General features: G+C 58.4%; 13 protein-coding genes and 7 pseudogenes. 13 read left to right on the top strand and 7 right to left on the bottom strand.

The window, feature by feature from the left end; genetic code table 11:
* The first annotated feature begins 263 nt into the window (after positions 1–263).
* From AC56QP_RS23830 to AC56QP_RS23850, 5 genes are all read left to right on the top strand, one after another.
* Positions 264–2,438, top strand: a complete 2,175-nt coding sequence (locus AC56QP_RS23830) for a PAS domain-containing sensor histidine kinase (RefSeq protein ID WP_489863226.1) — start codon at positions 264–266, stop codon at positions 2,436–2,438.
* Positions 2,435–2,818, top strand: a complete 384-nt coding sequence (locus AC56QP_RS23835; RefSeq protein ID WP_489863225.1) for a response regulator — start codon at positions 2,435–2,437, stop codon at positions 2,816–2,818. Before AC56QP_RS23830 ends, AC56QP_RS23835 begins: the two co-directional genes overlap by 4 nt.
* A 47-nt stretch (positions 2,819–2,865) precedes the next feature.
* Positions 2,866–3,276, top strand: coding sequence for a response regulator (locus tag AC56QP_RS23840; protein ID WP_489863224.1), 411 nt, complete (start codon positions 2,866–2,868; stop codon positions 3,274–3,276).
* Positions 3,277–3,437: 161 nt separating this feature from the next.
* A complete protein-coding gene (locus tag AC56QP_RS23845) occupies positions 3,438–3,971 on the top strand; it encodes an MEDS domain-containing protein (protein ID WP_497103672.1) in 534 nt (177 codons plus the stop codon).
* A gap of 35 nt (positions 3,972–4,006) precedes the next feature.
* Positions 4,007–7,162: a GAF domain-containing protein gene (locus AC56QP_RS23850; protein ID WP_489863532.1), complete on the top strand. Its 3,156-nt coding sequence runs from the start codon at positions 4,007–4,009 to the stop codon at positions 7,160–7,162.
* Between the two features lie 67 nt (positions 7,163–7,229).
* Here the strand turns inward: AC56QP_RS23850 and AC56QP_RS23855 are convergent.
* Positions 7,230–7,693: pseudogene (locus AC56QP_RS23855) on the bottom strand (transposase); the annotation flags it as partial.
* A 916-nt stretch (positions 7,694–8,609) separates the two neighbouring features.
* Here AC56QP_RS23855 and AC56QP_RS23860 point away from each other — a divergent pair.
* Complete coding sequence (locus tag AC56QP_RS23860) at positions 8,610–8,840, top strand: hypothetical protein (protein WP_489863222.1); 231 nt, start codon at positions 8,610–8,612, stop codon at positions 8,838–8,840.
* Between the two features lie 64 nt (positions 8,841–8,904).
* Here the strand turns inward: AC56QP_RS23860 and AC56QP_RS23865 are convergent, their stop codons facing one another.
* Positions 8,905–10,704 (bottom strand): bifunctional diguanylate cyclase/phosphodiesterase, encoded by a 1,800-nt coding sequence (locus AC56QP_RS23865; RefSeq protein ID WP_497101010.1) that lies wholly within the window; start codon positions 10,702–10,704, stop codon positions 8,905–8,907.
* A 719-nt stretch (positions 10,705–11,423) separates the two neighbouring features.
* Here AC56QP_RS23865 and AC56QP_RS23870 point away from each other — a divergent pair.
* Complete coding sequence (locus tag AC56QP_RS23870; protein ID WP_489863219.1) at positions 11,424–11,648, top strand: hypothetical protein; 225 nt, start codon at positions 11,424–11,426, stop codon at positions 11,646–11,648.
* Between the two features lie 490 nt (positions 11,649–12,138).
* Positions 12,139–12,336, top strand: coding sequence for a hypothetical protein (locus tag AC56QP_RS23875; protein ID WP_489863218.1), 198 nt, complete (start codon positions 12,139–12,141; stop codon positions 12,334–12,336).
* A gap of 85 nt (positions 12,337–12,421) precedes the next feature.
* On the opposite strand, the gene AC56QP_RS23880 is transcribed toward AC56QP_RS23875, so the two are convergent.
* On the bottom strand, positions 12,422–13,270 hold the full coding sequence (locus tag AC56QP_RS23880) for a GGDEF domain-containing protein (RefSeq protein ID WP_489863217.1): 849 nt from the start codon (positions 13,268–13,270) through the stop codon (positions 12,422–12,424).
* A gap of 269 nt (positions 13,271–13,539) precedes the next feature.
* On the opposite strand from AC56QP_RS23880, the gene AC56QP_RS23885 reads away from it, so the two are divergent.
* Positions 13,540–13,734 (top strand): hypothetical protein, encoded by a 195-nt coding sequence (locus tag AC56QP_RS23885; RefSeq protein ID WP_489863216.1) that lies wholly within the window; start codon positions 13,540–13,542, stop codon positions 13,732–13,734.
* 13 nt (positions 13,735–13,747) lie between these two features.
* Here the strand turns inward: AC56QP_RS23885 and AC56QP_RS23890 are convergent.
* A pseudogene (locus AC56QP_RS23890) lies at positions 13,748–14,500 on the bottom strand (IS5 family transposase).
* Between the two features lie 274 nt (positions 14,501–14,774).
* Between AC56QP_RS23890 and AC56QP_RS23895 the strand changes: the two are divergent.
* Positions 14,775–15,118 (top strand): annotated as a pseudogene (locus AC56QP_RS23895) (curlin); the annotation flags it as partial.
* Positions 15,119–15,819: 701 nt separating this feature from the next.
* On the opposite strand, the gene AC56QP_RS23900 reads toward AC56QP_RS23895, so the two are convergent.
* Entirely contained in the window at positions 15,820–16,242 is a 423-nt protein-coding gene (locus AC56QP_RS23900) for a hypothetical protein (protein WP_489863215.1), read from the bottom strand.
* Positions 16,243–16,500: 258 nt separating this feature from the next.
* On the opposite strand from AC56QP_RS23900, the pseudogene AC56QP_RS23905 reads away from it, so the two are divergent.
* A pseudogene (locus AC56QP_RS23905) lies at positions 16,501–16,950 on the top strand (IS630 family transposase); the annotation flags it as partial.
* Positions 16,951–17,045: 95 nt separating this feature from the next.
* Positions 17,046–17,132: pseudogene (locus AC56QP_RS23910) on the top strand (ABC-type transport auxiliary lipoprotein family protein); the annotation flags it as partial.
* A 201-nt stretch (positions 17,133–17,333) separates the two neighbouring features.
* Here the strand turns inward: AC56QP_RS23910 and AC56QP_RS23915 are convergent.
* Positions 17,334–17,594 (bottom strand): transglutaminase-like domain-containing protein, encoded by a 261-nt coding sequence (locus AC56QP_RS23915; protein WP_489863214.1) that lies wholly within the window; start codon positions 17,592–17,594, stop codon positions 17,334–17,336.
* A gap of 24 nt (positions 17,595–17,618) precedes the next feature.
* On the opposite strand from AC56QP_RS23915, the pseudogene AC56QP_RS23920 reads away from it, so the two are divergent.
* A pseudogene (locus AC56QP_RS23920) lies at positions 17,619–18,818 on the top strand (IS256 family transposase).
* Between the two features lie 110 nt (positions 18,819–18,928).
* Here AC56QP_RS23920 and AC56QP_RS23925 read toward each other — a convergent pair.
* Positions 18,929–19,780, bottom strand: a pseudogene (locus AC56QP_RS23925) (transglutaminase family protein).
* Positions 19,781–20,103 lie beyond the last annotated feature (323 nt).

Below are 20,103 nucleotides of genomic sequence, written 5' to 3' on the forward strand. Positions count from 1 at the left end.
GTGCACAAGGCGTTTCTCGGCACCGTGCCTTATCCGGCATTCACAGGCCTGATCGGCGGGAGCGTTACCCCCGTGAGGCCGTAACGGGGAATGTTCGCGCTTGTGTATCCTAGATCTTGCTCCGACGAAACCAATTTGGAACCAATCTTGAGGCGCGGCGTTTTGAGGGGCTTGGCTTGGGGGGAATCGCGATGTCCAGTTCGGCGCTGCCCCTTCAGCATGTGGGACAGGGGTTCTCGCTCGCCAACTGAAGGGGTCCAAAGATGTCGAACGTCGAAGACTTTCCCATACAGCGTCAACTTACAGAATTTGATGCACTTGTCGCCGCGGCTCCGACGGCGCTGGAAGCCATCCCCGGCGCTGTATACCTTTGCGACCAAAATGGCTGGCTGATCCGCTACAACTCGGAGGCAGCTGTTCTGTGGGGACGCACTCCGAACCTGAACGGACGAAAAGAGCGCTTCTGCGGATCGCACCGGCTGTTCTTGCCCGACGGCACACCGCTCCCGGCGCAGGACTGCCCGATGGCGGATGCCGTGCGCATGGGGAGGACGACCCGCAATGCCGAAGTGATAATGGAGCGCCCGGACGGCACGCGTTTCACTGCATTGGTCAATATCCGCGCCTTGAGGGACCACCAAGGCAACATCCAGGGCGCGATCAATTGCTTCCAGGACATCTCGTCGCACAAGGCAATGGAGGAAGAGGTTCAGCGCAGAACCAGCGACGTTGAGGATTTTTTCGAGAACAGTGCTGTCGGCCTTCATATAGTGAGTGGCGAAGGCATTATCTTGCGCGCGAACCAGGCCGAGCTCGATCTTCTGGGATACACGGCTGAGGAGTATGTCGGGCGCCATATTGCAGAGTTTCATGCCGATGCTCCAGTTATCGGCGACATCCTCCAAAAGCTCTCCTGCGGCGAACGGCTCGACCGCTATCCTGCGCGTCTTTGGGCAAAAGATGGCTCCGTCAAGGACGTCCTCATTACGTCGAACAGCCGGTTCAGTGACGGGAAATTTGTGAACACTCGCTGCTTCACGATGGATGTCACGCACATGCGTCAAGCGGAACGCGCTCGCCGCGAAAGCGAAGAACGTCTGGCCGCGACTTATGAAGCGGCGACGGTCGGTATCGCAGAGGCGGATAAGACTGGCCGCTTGCTGCGTGTCAACGACGCTCTTTGCAAGATGCTCGGGCGTTCACGCGAGCAGCTTTTGGCCATGACATTTTTCGATTACACGGACGAAGGCGACCGCGCCGAAGATGCTGCAAACTACGCCCGCCAAGTCAGGGGCGAACTGGACAGCTACTCGATCAGAAAACGAGCCCGCAAGCCGGACGGTGCCACGGTGTTCCTGGACGTTTTCGGATCCGCCGTTCGTGACCAAGAAGGACAGTTCCTGTACGGCGTACGTGTGCTGCAGGACGTGACGGATGCCAAGCGTATGGAGGATCGCATTCGCGAGAGCGAGCAGCATATGCGCGATCTTCTGGAGGGCTTGCCGGCCGCAGTCTATACCACCGATGCAAATGGCCGGATCACTTTCTTCAACAAGGCCTGCATCGACATGGCGGGGCGCACACCGCAACTGGGTGACGAGTGGTGCGTGACGTGGCGGCTCTACACGCCTGACGGCGCGCCGCTGCCGCACGATCAGTGCCCCATGGCGGTTGCTCTTAAAGAAGATCGGGCCGTCCGCGGCGTCGAGGCCATCGCGGAGCGACCCGATGGCTCGTTTGTGCCCTTCATACCGTATCCGACGCCTCTACATGATGCAGATGGCACGCTAATCGGCGCAATCAACATGCTCGTGGATATCACGGAGCGCAAGCAGGCGGAAAACCGCCAGAAGACGCTGATCGATGAACTGAATCACAGGGTGAAGAACACATTGGCGACCGTGCAGTCCTTAGCGGCGCAAACCGCGCGGCATTCCGACGACCTTCAAGATTTTAGCAAGCGATATGAAGAGCGGCTGCTGGGGCTGGCCCGTGCACACGATCTGCTGACGAAGCGCCATTGGGAAGATGCCCCGCTGGACTTTTTGGCCCGCGAGGTCCTCGCCCCCACGAGCTTTGGCGAGAGGATCCGGATCGATGGGCCATCCGTACCGGTGAATTCAAGGGCGGCCCTCAGCCTGACGATGGCATTGACCGAGCTGGCCACGAACGCGACGAAATACGGCGCACTGTCTTCCGAAACGGGAGTGCTGGAGCTTACTTGGCACATAGGAAAGTCCGCGACGCAAAACACACTGGATTTGCTTTGGCAGGAAAGCGGCGGACCGTCCGTTCAAGCGCCAACCCGACGCGGTTTCGGCACTCGGCTGATGGAAAGGTGTATCGAGCGCGATTTGAGCGGCGAGCTCGACCTCGTCTTCAATTCACAAGGATTGCGCTGCCGCATTGTTGTCCCGTTGGGGACCGCCGCGGAATGACTGAGCTTGCTGGGCTGCGTGTGCTTGTGGTCGAAGACGAGGGCAGTGTAGCGCTGCTCATCGAGGGCATGCTTGAGGATTTGGGATGTGAGGTTGCGGCTTCGGTCGCGACTTTGGCAAAGGCGTTGAACGCCGCCCGAACCGAGACATTGGATTTCGCGGTGCTCGATGTCAATTTGGCTGGAGAGCTTGTCTTTCCTGTAGCGGAGATTTTGAAGGGACGGCAGTTGCCCTTCATTTTCAGCACGGGATATGGGCGTGTTGGCGTGCCGGAGACCTTCAAGGATTGCGAAGTTCTGAACAAACCATACACCATTGACGATCTGAAGACGGCGTTGTTCTCGCTACTTACCAGGCGCGCCCCGTCCCGGGACGAATGAACCGGGGCTGAGCACTACAAGATAGAGTTTTGTGACGGAGGGCTCTCATGGAATTGGAAGGATTGCGCGTTCTTCTAGTCGAAGACGATGGCCTGGTGGCCATGTCTGTCGAGGACATGTTGTCGGATCTGGGCTGTACCGTTGCGGCGCAGGCGAGCAACTTGCCGGAAGCGATGGAAAGGGCGGCGGCAGGTGGCTTCGAAGTTGCTCTGCTGGACGTGAGCCTGAACGGCAAACAGGTTTTCCCCGTCGCTGAGTTCCTCTCCGATCAGGGTGTTCCCTTCGCTTTTGCAAGCGGATATGGCCGTGCGGGACTGCCGGAAGCTTTTCGCACCAGACCTGTCCTACCCAAGCCATTTCAGCTTGAAGAACTTTCGGCCGCGCTTACGGCCGCCTTGTTGGGTAGTAAGGGCGATCCAACGACGTTATCGGCAGAACTCCACCAACAAAGAAGATGATGAAATCCTGTGGGTCGTTTCAGTGCAACGGAGATCGTTCTATGCCTAAGGTTCATCAAGCAGCGCCGCTCAGTCGGTCAGTTAAACTCGCGGGCTCGGAACTTACTTGTTCCTGTCACGCTTGTGCATTCTTCAGCTCCGACGATGAGGAGCAGGCAATCTTGGCGCCGTTCGTCAAGGATGGGCTGGCGGCTAACGACCGGCTCGTTCAGATCATCAACAATCGGCACCGCGATGACCGCGCCCGAAGGCTAAAGGCGGAGGGGATCGATGTCGACGCGGCCACGGCCCGTGGCCAACTGGAAATGAGGCCATGGGAACAGGCCTATTTGAGTGGCGGCAAAGGTTTTGACCAGGACGCCATGCTCGCCTTGATCCAGGACGTCCTCAAAGAGGGCCGGAGCAGCGGATTTGGGATGACCCGCTTGTGGGCCAATATGGAATGGGCACTGGAAGACCTTCCGGGCGTCGAAAAAATTGTCGAATACGAGACACGGCTAAATCACGTTCTCCCGAAATACGATGACGTGGTCGTTTGCACATACGACCTCAATAGGTTCAGTGCTGCCACGGTGATGGATATATTGCGCACGCACCCACAGGTCATCGTCGGCGGGGTCCTTCAGCAAAATCCATTCTTTGTTCCCCCGGATCAGTTTCTGGCCGAGCTCCAGGCTCGCAGGACGCCCGTGTAGACGGCTCAGACCTGGGGGACGGATATTTGAATAAGGTGGATCAACTTGACGACCGCGAGTTGCGAGCATTGCGCCGCGCTCTCGGCGATATGGCGGCCCTGTCTTCTCTTCCGGCAATGTGGGTCAACGCCGATGAGGACCGAATAGCGGCGAACCTCGCCGATGCGCTGGTTCAGGTGCTTGATCTTGACGGCGTGCGGGTGTCCTTTCGCACCGAGCGGGGCGAAACCCGTGAAGTCAGCCGGTTTCCCAATGGTCAGCCTCCGGATCTGGCCCATCTCCTCCAGACAGCCTTCCCGGAGCCAGGGGCGGCGGCCGACGGCGAGCTTGGCGTCGACGGAAATCTCCGTGGATTTTGTACTGCTATTGGATTGTCCGGCGCCGGCCGTCTTGACGCGGTGTGCGCTCGGCAGAGCTTTCCAACTCAGGCCGAGCACTTGGCGCTCACGATGGCCGCCAATCAAGTGGCCGTTGCTTGGCAGAGGGCGCGTGCGGAACGGGCGCTCCGCGCCGAGACTGAGGCCCTCAACCGGGAGCGGCACGCGGTGGAGGTGCTTAACCGGAAGCTCGAAAGCGAACGGGACCAGCTGCAGCGGCTTTTCGGGCAGGCCCCGGGCTTTATGGCGGTCATGCGCGGTCCCCAGCACGTCTTCGAACTCTGCAATCAAAGCTACTTTCGCCTGGTCGGGCAGCGCGACATCCTAGGTCGGTCCATTCGCGACGTATTTCCAGAGCTGGAGGGGCAAGGCTTCTTTGAGATTTTGGACAGGGCCTACACGACCGGCGAGCCCTACGTTTCGACGGCCGCAGCAATCGACCTCCGGCGAGAACCTGGTGGGCCGCTGGAGCGGCGTTACCTCGACTTCATCTACCAACCGATATCCGATGAGAATGGGGAGGTCACCGGCATTTTTGCCGAAGGACACGATGTCACCAATCAGGTCCAAAGTCAGGCGCAGCTGGCCCTCAATGAAGAATCGTTTCGCCTGGCTATCTCAGCCGCGGATGTTGGAATCTGGGACCTCGATCTGACCACCGATCGCTTGACCTGGTGCGACCGTACCAAGGCGATGTTTGGGATCTCGCCGGGGACGCCATGCAGCATGACGGACTTCTATGCCGGGCTGCATCCTGACGATCTCGACGCGACGAGCCAGGCCTTTGCCTCCGCTCTCGATCCTCAGCGTCGCGCCATTTATGACGTCGAATACCGGACGATCGGCAAGGAAGATGGAATCGTCCGGTGGGTAGCGGCCAAGGGCAAAGGCCTGTTCGACGGAGAGCGCTGCACTCGTGCTATCGGGACGGCCCTTGACATCACGGCGCGGAAAGCGGCCGACGAAGCCCTTCGCCAAACAGAGAACGAACTTCGTACAGAAACCCGCGCGCTTCAGATACTCAATCGCGCCGGTGCGTCGGTTGCGGCGAACCTCAATTTGGCCGATGTCGTACAGATCGTGACGGATGCCGGCGTCGAGCTCACTGGCGCCAGCTTCGGTGCGTTCTTTTACAATGTCGTCAACGATGCGGGTGAAAGCTACACGCTCTACACGCTCTCCGGCGTGCCCAGAGAGGCATTTGCCAAGTTCCCGATGCCGCGCAATACAGCCATCTTCGCGCCCACCTTCAACGGTGAGGGGACGGTGCGATCTGATGATATTTTGAAAGACCGCCGCTACGGGCACAACGCGCCGTACAAGGGCATGCCTGATGGTCATCTGCCCGTCAGAAGCTATCTCGCCGTTCCTGTTCGCTCGCGTTCGGGCGAGGTCCTAGGGGGCCTGTTTTTCGGTCATCCGGAGCCGGGGGTGTTTAACGCACGCTCGGAAGAACTCATGACCGGCCTTGCCGGCCAGGCGAGTGTCGCCATCGACAATGCTCGGCTGTTCCAGGCGTCGCAGAGGGAAATAGCGCAGCGGAAATCCGCTGAGGAGATGTTGCACCAGTTGAATGCGACCCTTGAAGACCGCATTGCCGAAGAAATCGCCGAGCGTGGAAAGGCAGAAGAGGCTCTTCGCCAAGCTCAAAAGATGGAGGCAGTCGGGCAACTGACCGGCGGGGTCGCCCATGACTTCAACAACCTCCTCACAGTAATAATTGGCGGCCTTGATACAATCAGGCGCAGCAAGCCCGGCGACGAAATTCGCGTTCGCCGTGCGGTCGAGATGTCTTTGCAAGGTGCCCAGAGGGCCGCAAGCCTCACGGCCCGTCTGCTCGCCTTCTCAAGACGGCAGCCTCTTACCCCGCAACCCTCCGATCTCAACTTGATTATTCGGAAGATGACGGATCTCTTCCACCGCACGCTCGGCGAGACCATTGAATTGGAGGGGGTTCTGGCGCCCCGGCTTTGGACCGTGGATGTCGATCCAAACCAAGTAGAGAGCGCAATTCTCAACCTCGGTATCAATTCCCGAGACGCGATGCCCCAAGGCGGCCGTCTGACGATCGAGACGGCCAATGTCGTTCTCGATGAGCAATACGCCGCCACGGACGCCGAGGTGGTCCCCGGCCAATATGTCATGGTGTCGGTAAGCGATACCGGCAGCGGCATGGACAAGGAGACTCTGGGCCGGGTGTTCGAACCCTTCTTTACGACCAAGGAGGTCGGCAAGGGTACAGGCCTTGGCCTCAGCATGGTATATGGCTTCGTGAAACAGTCGGGCGGCCATGTCACCATTTATAGCGAGCCGGGCGCCGGCACGAGCGTGAAACTGTACTTCCCCCGCTATCATGGAGTTGCAGCCTTGAGCACGGAAACTCAGGAGCGCCTCGCGCCGCGCGGCCATTCCGAGGAGGTGATCCTGGTCGTCGAGGACAATGCGGACGTGCGCGCATACAGCGTCTCGGTACTGGTCGAACTTGGCTATAACGTCCTGGAAGCGGAACACCCTGATGCTGCGCTGAGCATCCTGCGAACATCGGACAGGATAGACCTGCTGTTCACTGATGTCGTGCTGCCGGGAAGAAGCGGGCGGGAGTTGGCGGAGCTTGCCAAGCAAATGAGACCCGGGTTGAGGGTGCTGTTCACGACGGGGTATTCGCGAAATGCCATCGTTCACCATGGACGCCTCGATGCCGGCGTACAACTCATCAGCAAGCCGTTCACGTTTGAAGGGTTGGCTACTCGCGTCCGGGATATGCTGGACGCTATACCAAGCATTGCTGAAGGCCTCACCGGCAGCGAGCTGTGAGCCGATAAATGTTTGCCCTTCTAATGTCATGCATGCTAAATGTGACTGCCGCTCTTCTATCCCATCTTAGGGAGGCGAATTTGGAGATCGAGTGGAGCTTGGCGAGATGTTCCTTCGGGAAGGTCATGTAGGCCAGCACATCGGGCTCGGCGTCGTCCATGATTGTCGCCAGCGTCGGCCCCTTCGGCCGGATCTGGTCGGCGACGGCGCGCCATTGGGTGCTGGCGGCTTCCGAGGGTTCCAGGGCAAAGGCGGTCGCGATGAAGGCTGAGACAACCCTGCGGCCGCTCTTGCCGGCATGGGCCAGCACGTTCCTCATGAAGTGGACGCTTCAGCGCCTGCCATGCCGCGCACAGCATTGGTGACGGCGGCCTTGAGGCCTTCGTGCGCACCGCAGACGACGAGCTTGACGCCGCGCAGGCCGCGGACGTGTCAGCTTGCGCAGGCCTCCGAGGTGCCAATCTCCATGCCCAGTAGCTCGCGCCAGCCGTCCGCGTTGACGCCCACGGCGATGGCTAAACTACAATGCACTGGGGGGGTGGCAGGCAGCGTGTCCTATCGGGTGGCAGCGAAGATCCTCTCAATGGCTGAATAGGGCGCAAAGTCGCCGTTCAGCGCGTAGAACTACCGGAGGTTCGTGCTAACACGACCGGGAGGAACGCGTCGCCAGATCGTCGATCCCTCCTCAAATTTTTCCTAGAACTGAATCCAATTCCCCAATTTGTCCCAGAAGCGCACGCAATTCGGGCTGAGCCGCCAAGGGTGGCGCCCCTAAAAGAGGGGATAAAACGCCTTAAGGCAGAACAGGACTACAGAACTTGGCTCCGCGGTCATTCCCCACCCCATTGCGACCAGGCAAACTTTGCATAAGCGCCGATAGCTCCAAACGGTTCCGGCATTACCCGGCTATGACGCCGGGGTGAAGGCAATAAGCGCTCCGTATCCGCCGAAGTCATGAACGCGGTGCGTTATGTCAAACCACCGGAAGAAAGCGCAAACTGCTGCCTAGAGGCTTCAGGGGGTGGGGTAGTCGCACCAGCTGACGCGAAAGCGATGTGGACGCAGCTTCGCCCGCCCGGCCGCATGGATTAAACGGGAATGCAGGCCTTCAACCTCATCGGGTTAAGATGTCGTCTATATATCGAACAAATTCGAAAGTTTATGTCAATATTTATATATAGATAGCGGATCTCGCGCCAATAGCAGGAACGTCGGCCACTTCCGAACGTTTATGTTGTAGAAGGAAGAAGATTATAAGTCCCCCGTGGCCTCGACTTCATCCGCACATGGCAAACAACGTCGACGTGCAGCTCCACATGCTTGCCATCACGGGCCGTGTGGACGCCTGTGCCTTGTAGCTTGAAAGAGATGGAAGATTAGGTTGGGGACAGTCGCCTTCATCAGGTTCATCGAAGGCCGTCCGACGATGCTGTGAAGAGGGAAGCAGATGTCCATCGCCGCCTCGAACTTTCTGGAGAAATGGATCGGCGACAACATCTTCGACAAGCCGTGGAACGCGGGAGGCGGCCCGCTCGCCCCCATCGCCGCGCGTCTCGCCAAGCGGTGCGGCCAAGACGCGGTGGCGAAGGGGCTTACGGTCAAGGCGATCGAAGACAATGTCGGCGGCCTTAGCGACTTCATGACAGAGGCGATGGGATGGCGCCGCAAAGAAGGGTAACAAATCGGGGGTGTGCGAGAGAGAACAGCCGACGATGAGACAAGGGCTGTCCTGACACTTCCGTTTAGGCGATTGCCGTGATGGGAACGTCGCTTCCCGTGTGACGACGCTGGTCGAATGGCGGCTTTTGAGCAAAGCTTCGTAGCAGGCGCGTGGTGGTCAAAGCATCCGCAGGTCGGGCAAAATGAAATCCTTGACCGAATGTACAGCCGAGCTCGCGGAGACGCTCGTGCTGCGCCGAGCATTCGATGCCTTCGGCGATAATTTTCTTGTTCAGTTTTCGCGCAATGTCGATGAGCGCTTCGACAATCACCTCGCTCGGCCGGTCGATCAAGATACGATCAACGAAGGATTTGTCGATTTTTATGATATCGACCGGAAAACTGAGAAGATGGGTCAACGACGCATATCCAGTGCCAAAGTCATCGAGCGCGACAAGCATTCCTTTTTCTCGAAGACGCTCCACAGCTCGGACCGTTTCGTTGCCGGGATCGCCCATGAGCACTGTCTCGGTGACCTCGAGCACAACATGCTTCAATGACACTTTGGCTGCATCGAAAGCTTTCGAAAGACGGGTTTCAAGATCGTTCCGTCTGAAATCGGCAGCCGACAAATTGATGCCGACGTGCTGGAATGGAATGCCGTTCGCGATCCAGGATCGAACGTCGTTCGCGATCTGTGAGAGAATGCTGTCGGTCAGACGGCAGGCAACCTCCCGATCTGAGAGCGCTGCCTGAAAGTCACCGGCCGCCACAATACGGCCGTCAGCCGTTTTGATGCGAGCCAACGCCTCGAGACCGATGATGTCTCCGGTGTCGAGGCGAACGAGTGGTTGATAATAAGGGACGACCCGCTTGTCGGCGAGCGCATGGTCGACCTCTCTGATCGTTTCTATCCGGCAGGTGATGGCCGTGCGGAGGCCCGGCTCGAATTGAACATAACCGCCGCGGTTCGTCTCTTTGGCGTGATAGAGGGCAAAGTCTGCATTTTGACGAAGCAAATCGGCATTCGTCCCGTCAATACCGTACACCACGCCCCCCATCGTTACCTGAGGGACGATCGTATTTCCGTCGCTATGGAAAGGTTCCTTCATGGCGTCTCGAAGGGCCGACACCACGACGTATAGAGCAGCATGGTCCGGACATGGATCGACGGCAATGGCGAATTCATCGCCTCCGAGGCGACAGGCTAAATCGAGTTTCGCGTATCGCAATCGCGATGCGACTTCCTTTATGAGGGCGTCCCCCACCATGTGTCCCATCGTGTCGTTGATGAACTTGAGATGGTCAATATCGAGCAGGAGCAGGCCGAAGGATGTGGAACCGGGCCGTGGCTTGCGGCTGATCAACTCGTCGAAACAGCGTCGGTTCGGCAAGTCCGTGAGCTGGTCGTAAAACGCCAGTTGGTGGTTTCTCCTCTGAATTTCCATTTGCTCAACGGCGATGGCGCATAGATGGACGCAGGTTAGGACGATCTGCCGCTCCAGATCGCTTGGGCCGCGTTTCGTGCGATAGTAAAAGGCGAATGTTGCAACAACACGCCCCTCCCGGGCCTTGATAGGGCTTGACCAGCAAGCCATCAGACCAAGAGGTAGGGCCAACCCGGTGAATGGCGCCCACAACGGATCGATGGAGATGTCAACGACCTCAATTGGTTTTCCGAAATGGGCCGCTGTGCCGCACGATCCGACGCTCGGACCAATCGCAAGACCTTCCAATGCCTCGGAGTAGTGTTTTGGGAGGCTCGGGGCGGCGACGGGATGCAAACGCCCCTCGATGTCGACAGACAGGATTGAACAGATTGCGGTCGGGGCAAGCCCCTCGGCGCGGCGGCACAAGAGTTCGGCGACAGCGTCGAACTCCATGCCCGTGGCAATGCCTCCAGAATTTCGTTCTGAAGAGCCAACATGTGAATATTTGGATTTTCGTTCACCGCAATCCCCAATGACGTGGCGGGGATTAGGTCACGTTGAAGTTATTAAAACATGCTGAAGTTCTGGACAAATTGAGCAGGCCAGGCGCCAGCGTCTCCTTCCGTGTTTGTCAAATGGTCGTCAAACTACAGACCTCGCGAGCTATTGCCTTGGCTAATGATAGAGCTGCCAGAGTTTGTTTTGGGAGAGCGATCACTGCATGCGCATCGTGCCCTCGTTCCTCAAATCAGCAAAGCTTCCTCTACCCGAGCGGCCTTGTTGCTAATCATGGATAGGTCCGCCTAGGCCGGGTCTAGCGCTTAACCTTCGGGGTAATCTCTTCGACCCTGGGGGCCAATCAATTTGCAAAGAGTGCTCGAATGCCAGTGCGTCAATTCAAAAAGCCACCCCCGATCAACCACTTGCCTGGTCAGGCTTGGCGTATGCCCTATTTTATTCAGCGACTGTGACATGGAGGACCGGAATGGGGCCGGCGAAAACAGATGACGTGCAAGTCAATTAGGGGGCGTGGACGGTTCAGATTGCCGAAGGAGGCAACAGACGTTTGAGAACCAGGCCGCTGGGGAGCACTTCGCCGAAGGCCAGCGACTAGGGCTTGGCCTCCCCGGCAAGAGGCCCATTGGCGATCGGTGTTGATTGAGGAGAGAGCTGTGAACGACATTTCCGAGGCGGCCGGCGAAGCGCCCGACTTCATCGTCAACGACGTTCTCAACGTTGCTGAATACACGGATCTAGGCGTTGTAGTGACATTGGTTAATGCGCAAGGAGGTCGCGTCCGTCTTCACCTAAAAATCGGCATGGGTGAGCTGCTCTGCGAGCGAATTGCCAACGCCCTGGAATGCCGGTATGGCGAGAATTCCCAGAATACGACCTAGGCCCGCTAGCACCATCGTCTTGCCGCCAGGGCGCTGCGGTACACAAACACAGCCGCAGCCTTGAGAAAGCTTATAGCGGTATGGTGAATGACCGGTTAATAGGCCTAGCGTTTCGAGGCGCCGGTACGGCTGAGAGCCAGGCGCCAGGCGCTGGGAGTAAGCCTGGCACAGCGGGTGCCATAGGCGGGGCAAGCTGGCGAAGGAGAGGGCCGGCATCATCGAAAAAAAACGAATGCAGGCGGTCTCGCTTTGCTCCTGCCTTCAACCCAGGAGCGATACCGCCTTTATGGTTTCTTTTACAAATGACCGAGTAATTTTACCAGGCTAGGCGTTTGATGACACTCTCGTTTGGCAAGCAGGCCCGGTGTCCTCGTGGTCGTGGGCACCGGCCCCAACGACACAAAATACGTGGACGCCTCTCGGCTCGTTCCGTGCTTTCGATGCGGTGCTATTGGATCTTGATGGGGCGAGATCAGCCAGGGCGCAGACTATGACCAAAATCACCAAGCGCTACAACATGCAGCGAGCACATAGCGGGGTCTGGTCGATCATCGACATGTTCACAGGACAGCCGGCGATTCTCGACGGCGTTCTGTTGGTTGGTCTGAAGCTGCTAGAGGCCGACGACATACTGTATGAGCTCAATAACATGGACTTGAGCCACAGGAAGGCTAAAGGAATAGCCTGAAACTACTGGCGTGTAGTGCCATATAACTCATCTGCCTGTCGCTTTTGGTCTGCTAGGCACTGCTTATTGGCAGCGGCGGGCCTGTTTATCTGCTGCGTGTTTCGCTCACCAAACCTTGCGGCCTGGATGGGTGATAGTCGAACGAAACGCGGTTCCGCCCACGTTGCTTCGCTTCAAAAAGGCAGCGCCCCGCAGTGCGTAGCACATCCTGAGGATCTGCATCGCGAGCAATTTCCGCACCACCGATGCTGACAGTCACCTTCACGCTGTCTTGTTGCCCTTTGATCCAGGGAAGCCCCTCGATATGTCGACGAATGTTATCCGCAATTGTAATCGCCCGGTCTTTGCGCAGGTCTCGCAGCAAGACCCCAAACTCTTCGCCACCAAGGCGGCCAATTGAGTCACCGGGGCGTGTCGTATAGACGAGCGCCTTTGCAATCCGAAGCAAAGCCTCGTCACCCTTGGAATGTCCGTGCTCGTCATTGATTAAGGAGAAGTGATCGGGGTCGATCAGGAGAAGCGTGTCGTATTCTCCTTCGTCGCGCCTTCTGTCCATCCTTGCGATGAATTCACCGCGGCTCAGGAGCCCCGTCATCTGGTCGTGGCTCGTTACGAACGTCAGCCTGTCGTGCGCCTCTTTCAAGGCCGTATGCGACTTTTCCAACTTGTCATATGTATCCTGGATCGTTTCGGACTGGTTGAAGATGTAGGAAGCGACGGGCATTCCAATGAAAATGGGTATGAAGGTGCATTCCACCCAACTCAGCCAGTCGATTGGCATCTGCAGCGCAAGTCTCACGGTAAACGACAAACCGAAGGTCGCGACGACTGCAATTACCGTCACGACCAATGATTTGCCCAGGATACGTTTGGTGCGCGGCGTCATATTGCTTGTGTAGCCCTTGGCGCTGAACAGGCCGTTACCAAGTCGCATAAAATCACTCTGGTCCTTGAGACACAGACGCGTGAGTGACGTGCCAGGCAAGTATGCGTTGCGGTTCGGACGTGCGTAAACCCAGAAGATCTGTGATGTCGATGAAAAACGGGTATCTCCTATCCTTTTTCATCAGCCTGTTAGCTGATGTTAAAGGTTTTCTGCCCAACGATAAGAATCGAAGCAGCCGATCAACTAGCGCGGGGTGAACCACACGAATTGGCCTGGCTCTAAGTTGATGGAATGCCAAGCCTCGGCAGGAGGATGTTATGAAACTAGCTGCAGCAATCCTCCTGGCCACGGCGACTATGATCGGCGTAGCCATGGCGGACGAGGACGACGATTATATCGACTGCGTGCTCAATACGGCGGCAAAGATCATGAAAAACCAAGTGGACAAGGACGCCGCCAAGGCGCTTGAGGAAGCACGTAGAAAGTGCCGGCCTGCACCGCGTCTAACCTAAGGCTTATTGAGATTCATCGTGAGTTAATGACGGCAGCCGCGAGATTGATGAAGGCTGCAAAGCTATGGTCGGTTTTGTCGGCACGCATGCGATGCGCTTGTAACTCATTGAGTTTGCAGAAGAAGTTCTCGATTAGGTGGCGCCATTTGTAGAGTTCCTTGTCGAGCGGCAGGGGAGAAGCGCGACGGGAGTGCTGTGAAATAACGATCTTGGCGCCGCGCTCGTTCAGATCGGCAATGATGGTCTTGCTGTCGAAGGCTTTGTCGGCGATCAAGCCGCCGAAGCAGACACCATCAATGAGCGGTGCAACGCCCACCGTGTCGAACCGCTGGCCGGGCAAAAGGACAAAGCGCACCAGATTTCCAAGTGCATCGGTGAGCGCCGGGATTTTGGTGGTCATGCCGCCCTTGGAGCGGCCTATGGCCTGGCTTTGAGTCCCCCTTTTGCGCCCTGTCCATGCCGGTGGACCTTGACGATGGTGGCATCGACCATGGCGTATTCCATGTCCGGTTCATCCGAGCAGGCCTCGAAAAAGCTGCATAAAAACATCGGCTTTGACCCGATCGCGGTAGCGCTTGAAAACGGTGTTCCAGCTCCCGAAGAAGGCGGGAAGATCTCGCCACGGGCTTCCTGTCCGCACGATCCAAAGCAACGCTTCAATGAAGCGGCGATTGTCACCCCCCCTTCGTCCGGGGTCGGTTGGTTTACCCAGACAATGCGGTTCCATCTTCGCCCATTGGGCGTCCGTCAGCACGAATCGGTCCATCCAAAGCTTGAATCACAACCAAGCCAAAACTGGAATCCTGAATCTCAACAAGCCTTAGAGCGCGCCAAATTCGGACCGCCACAAAACATCAAGGAGCTCCCCATTTCCGTACCCTAGAGCGGGATGAATTGAGCCTGAACCGACGGCGCATTCCCTTGGGCAGGCAAATCTGATTGAACTAACCGCTGCCGCGTTAGATGGAACGCGGGTCTGGCCTGAGGAGGCTCCTGCCTGAGAAACGGTGTGCGCCTTGCGTTCTTTTACGGCGTGACGCTCGGCCGGCGGCGCCCAGAACGGCTTCAAGAACCGTATCCGGGTCTACTAGAACGGCCGCTTCAGTAAGGTGAGGGCCAGCAACGTGGCCGCCACAACCTTTCGGCCATCGGCCAGGAAGGCGCCGGCAACTATGGCGCCACCTACCAGAACGGCGACCGCAACGTGGCCGGGGTCGGCCAGTGTGGCCGGGGACGGCCAGTTCGGCTCCAACCATACCGCCATCCTGACCCAGGATGGCAACGGCCCATCACTGCCGGCGTGCAGGTTGGCCATGGCTGTGATGCCAATGTTAGTCAGAGTGGCAGCGGCAATGTCGCCGCTTTCGTCCAGGCCTGCGAGTAATCGGCAGCACGAGCAGGGCGACCGCGGGAAGGGCCGCGGTCGCGGCCAACGAACGCCAAGGAGACGAACCATGCCACGCATAACCAAACATCCCCGCCGCGTCGCGGCACTCGCCTTGGTCCTGGTCTCGGCCAACGCGCGGGCAACCATGGCCACCGCCAACCAGCCCGTCGGGCCGGTGCGCTGCGAGATCCGTGTCACGCCGAAAGGTGGCATGGTTTCGCTTGAGGCGCTCGCCCATGTCGACAGAAACGTGCGAACGCACTCTGCCGACCGCTTCAATGCGGATGTTCGCCGGGATGTCCCGGAACCTCATTGTCCGCCGCAGAGTCCAGTTTGCCGCCTTTTGCGCCTCCAGCAGAATTGCGCTTTATGAAGGAAGTTGGCGGGTCTGGATCCGCAATGGTGCAAACTTGATCGAACGGGGGTTCGAGTCGGAAGACCGCTACATCGCAACACCCATCGAGGGGCTCTCTTTTGCTATCTGCGGCGAGCGTGACAGCAGGTCAGGATTGAGCGTCACGAGGTCGAAAACCACTTCTCGCCGCAATGAGAGGCGGGAAAATAGGTAAACAAAATCAAGTATTTATCACAAATCATACGCAAAAGCCGCACACGAAGTTCGTCCTCTCTTCCAGGCTCCTGCGATCGACGGCCGGACGGCTTGCAACCGACAGATCGTCCGGCCGGAATCCGATCTATTAGGCAGGTATCAGGACGGCAATACGATGGATGCCAACGACCTTGCTTGTATTCGTCGCCTCGTCGGTCTTGCCTTTGGCGCACGTGTACATGTCGCCTTCCTTGAGTTTGAACTCCTTGTCCGCTTTCTTGATCGTAAACGCACCGGCCGTAATCGTACAAACCATGTCGTTGTCCATCACGGTTTGAGGAGCATGTGCACCGGGCTGAAAGACCACGTCGACAATGGCAATGCTCTTGTAAGCAGGAATGTCGGCGTTCCCGGTGCCGATCTCAACCACTCTGACACCGGGCGCAATCTCCTTGCCATCCTTCGGACCGTATTTCTTGGCTTTGGCGGATGCCGCCATACTGAACAGAGGTGTTACTGCCGCGGCCGTCACACCGAGCGCAATTGCAGACCTGCGATTCATTGTTTTCATCGCGTCCTCCCATGTTTTGGTCACGCACGAAGTGCATGGCCAAAACATATTAGCACAGACGAATTTACTTGTACGCGAAGCGACAGTGGTCGCGCGGGCAAGTGGGAGCTTTTTTGCAAGGGCCGCCTCTCTGCACCATAGCTTCTCCGGCTAGTTCGTCGATGATCGGGCTGTCCGGCCTGTCATCGTCCTGGAGCGCGGCAAGACGCGCGCCGAACTGATCGAACTGGCTGACAATGTCACGGTCGAGGAGATCACCAGAAGCTTCACAATGTGGTCGAGCTCTACATCTCGCCGCCTGCGCATGCCGTCGTGCTGTCGGTCGACGAACAGAGCCAGATACAGGCGCTTGATCATACTCAGCCGGGGTTGTGTCGTGGGGCGACCATGACGCACGACTACAAGCGCAACGGCACCACTACCCTGTTCGCCGCGCTCAACATCCTCGATGGCTCGATCATCGGCCGCAACATGCAGCGCCATCTGCATCAGGAGTTCATCCGCTTTCTCAATGCCATCGAGGCTGAAATGCCCGCCGAGAAGACTGTCCACGTGATCCTCGACAACTATGCCACCCACAAGCAGCCGAACGTCCGCGCCTAACTGGATCGCCATCCGCGCTGGACATTCCACTTCGGGCCGACCTCATGTTCATGGCTCAACGCCGTCGAGGGCTTCTTCGCCACATTGACCCGGCAGTGCCTGAAGCATATGACAAGGGCACCTACGCGCAGAATCGCGACAAACAGCGGATCATTGTTGGCCAGTAGACCCCAGCGTGGCCCGCGCTCTTAGGCGCGGGCCAGTCGCGGCTGGCCGAGACGTTCCAGCGTTCGGGCAGCGTTGCCGGCGTCGGCATGCCGGGCGAGGGCTTGGCGATCGATTATCAGCGTTCGATAATGGCGGGTTGGGCTGGCAGGAGCTTGCCTCAGCCGGCGTATACTGCTGGGAGACTCCGGCTACAAAATCTCATTGGGCGGTTGCAAGATTTCTAGCCGCAATCTCTTCGGCAATACCTTCGAAGTTTGCCAGCCTCGACGAACCAAAGCTGGTCGAGAGGGCGACATCAGTCGCGTCCCGGCCGGTCGCCATCAGGATTCTTCCGATGCGCGTGTGATTGTGCCTTGCGTCGGATGTGAACCAATGACCGCTAAGGTAGCCTTGGAGCCACGCGCTGAAATCCATCGGATCCGGAACGGGGGGATTCCGATATCGCCGAGATAGCCGGTACAATAGCGCGCGGGGATGATATTCATGCAGCGGCTCAAAGATATTGCAAGATGGGCGAAGTCGCGACAAACACCGGTTCGATCCGGTGAAGCCGCTATGCGCGGTGTGCAATGCGTCGGCATCCTCTGTTCCTGGAAGGACCACCGATGACCGACGACATGATGAACCTGCGCATGCTCGTGGAGAAGAGCGCGGATGCTGATCTTTTGCGTGAGATGATCGGCTTCGCGGCCGAGCGGCTGATGGAGATGGAGGTGGGTGCCGTGACCGGCGCTGCCTATGGCGAGAAGAACCCGCTCCGGACAGCGCAGCGCAACGGCTACCGCGACCGGACTGGGAGACACGGGCGGGGACCGTCGAGCTGCGCATCCAGAAGCTCAGGAAAGGCTCTTACTTCCAGGGCTTTCTCGAGCCGCGCCGCATGGCCGAGAAGGCACTGACGGCCGTCATCCAGGAGGCTTATGTCAAGGGGATATCGACACGCTCGGTCGACGACCTGGTCAAGGCGATGGGCATGTCGGGGATATCGAAGAGCCAAGTCTCGCGGCTCTGCGAGGAGATCGACGGCAAGGTGAAGGCCTTCCTCGAACGGCCGATTGAGGGCGACTGGCCGTATCTGTGGATCGACGCCACCTACCTGAAGGTCCGCCGGGGCGGACGCATCGTCTCCGTTGCCGTCATCATAGCCGTCGGCGTCAACACCGACGGCCGCCGCGAGGTGCTGGGCATGGAGATCGGCACATCCGAGGCAGGAGCCGATCTGGACGGAGTTCCTGCGCAAGCTCACCAGACGCGGCCTGCGCGGCGTGAACCTGGTCGTCTCCGATGCACATAAGGGACTGAAAGCGGCCGTCACAAAGGTTCTCTCGGCCACATGGCAGCGCTGTCGCGTCCACTTCATGAGGAACGTGTTGGCGCATGCCGGCAAGAGTGGGCGCCGCGTCGTCTCGGCCTTCATCGCCACCGCCTTCGCCCAGGAGACACCCGAGGCAGCCAGCGCCCAGTGGCGCGCCGTCGCGGATCAGACCCGGCCGAAGGTCCCGAAGCTCGCCGCCATCCTCGACGACGCCGAACCCGATGTGCTCGCCTACATGACCTTCCCGAAGGAGCATCGGGCAAAGCTGAACTCGACCAACCCGATCGAGCGCCTCAACGGCGAGATCAAGCGGCGCACCGACGGGGTCGGCATCTTCCCCAACGACCACGCCATCGTTCGACTCGTCGGCGCATTGCTGCTCGAACAAAACGACGAGTGGGCCGTCCAGCGTGCCCGCTACATGACGCTGGAAAGCGTCGGCCAGTTGAGCGATGATCCCCTCATCAGCCTGCCCGCCGTGGCCCGCTGATCAGCCCGGCCCTGCCGGACAGCAAGGCGACCAATGCCGCCAGCTACACCACGCGGTGGGACACCATCAAATATCAAATAGCTGCAACTTTCGTACGCTCTATTCCTTGGTCACTTTCGCCTCAACGTGCATCCCAAAAAGCTTGATGCGGGACAAGAATAGCTGCCGGAAAGAGGAATGGTTTGTGGTGGGTGGCGAGCGACTGCCACCCTGATCGGTTGCCGACAATGCCATTGGTCGGATCGAACCGGACCCAACCGGCTCCGGGCGAATAGACTTGGCACTAGGCATGCGTTGAGCCTCCGCCCCGCACATCCGCACTATCTCGGGTTGGGACATAGACATATCCCGTCACGGAGCGGGCGGCGAAGCCAAGCGATCGAACTGCTTCCATCATGAAAAGTGCCAAGTCACGGCACGTGCCCCGCCGCAGAAGTAGCGTGACCAGGGCGGGCTGCGTCCCAGGTTCAGTCCGACGAGAATACACAAAGCTTTCGTGGATGGCATAGCAGAGCGTCATCAACAGCTTGCCTGTCTCGGTCTGCCCGGCGGCGCTCAAGAACTGGCGCGCCCATTTCGATTTCGTCGCCATCGTCTGGATGCTGGCGTTCGATGGTCTGCGAGAGGTCGAGGGCTTCGTCAGGCTCATAGGAAAAGGGATAGCTGAGTGCCGCCTTGTCGATGCGGAAGTCTGGCGTAAGCTGAGGCGTGTGATCAAGCCGAATGGCGGTTTCGAAGTGCAGTTTCTAGGGAGACTCCGCAAAATCGATCACCGCAACGCAGTTTCCGAAAACGTCGTGAATCTATCGAACCTCCTTGGGCTCCGTAACGACGACGAGGGCGTGGTCGAGAAGCCTTTGATCGAAGCTGTCGCGTGGCCTGAACATCAACCGGTGTTCGCCAAACCTCACCGGTCGCTGTACTGGTAGAACGGTTGGGTGCCTCACTGAAAAAATAGGCATAGCGTCCGAGTACCACATTCTACATACACACGGGTTCGCGGCACAATTATGCCTTCGGCGTGGTGTCGACCTCAGGGCGGCAGATCCGCCATCGAGAACAGTCAGATACCTCGCAATAGACTTGACGCTTGGCACGGAAAACGCGCGCTGGCGAGGCTGCTAAAGGCCCAAATAAGAAAAGCCCGGCGCGGGGAGCTCCGGGCTTTCCGTTGTAGGAGAGTGTGTGTCGCACTACTCAAAACTGGCCTCTGCGACGGCCATCAACGTATATTAGAATCTATGAATAATTAGTTTCCGCGTTTCTGAGGTGGTTCGGTCGCCGA

This window comes from Mesorhizobium sp. RCAM 05104 (genome assembly GCF_059683645.1).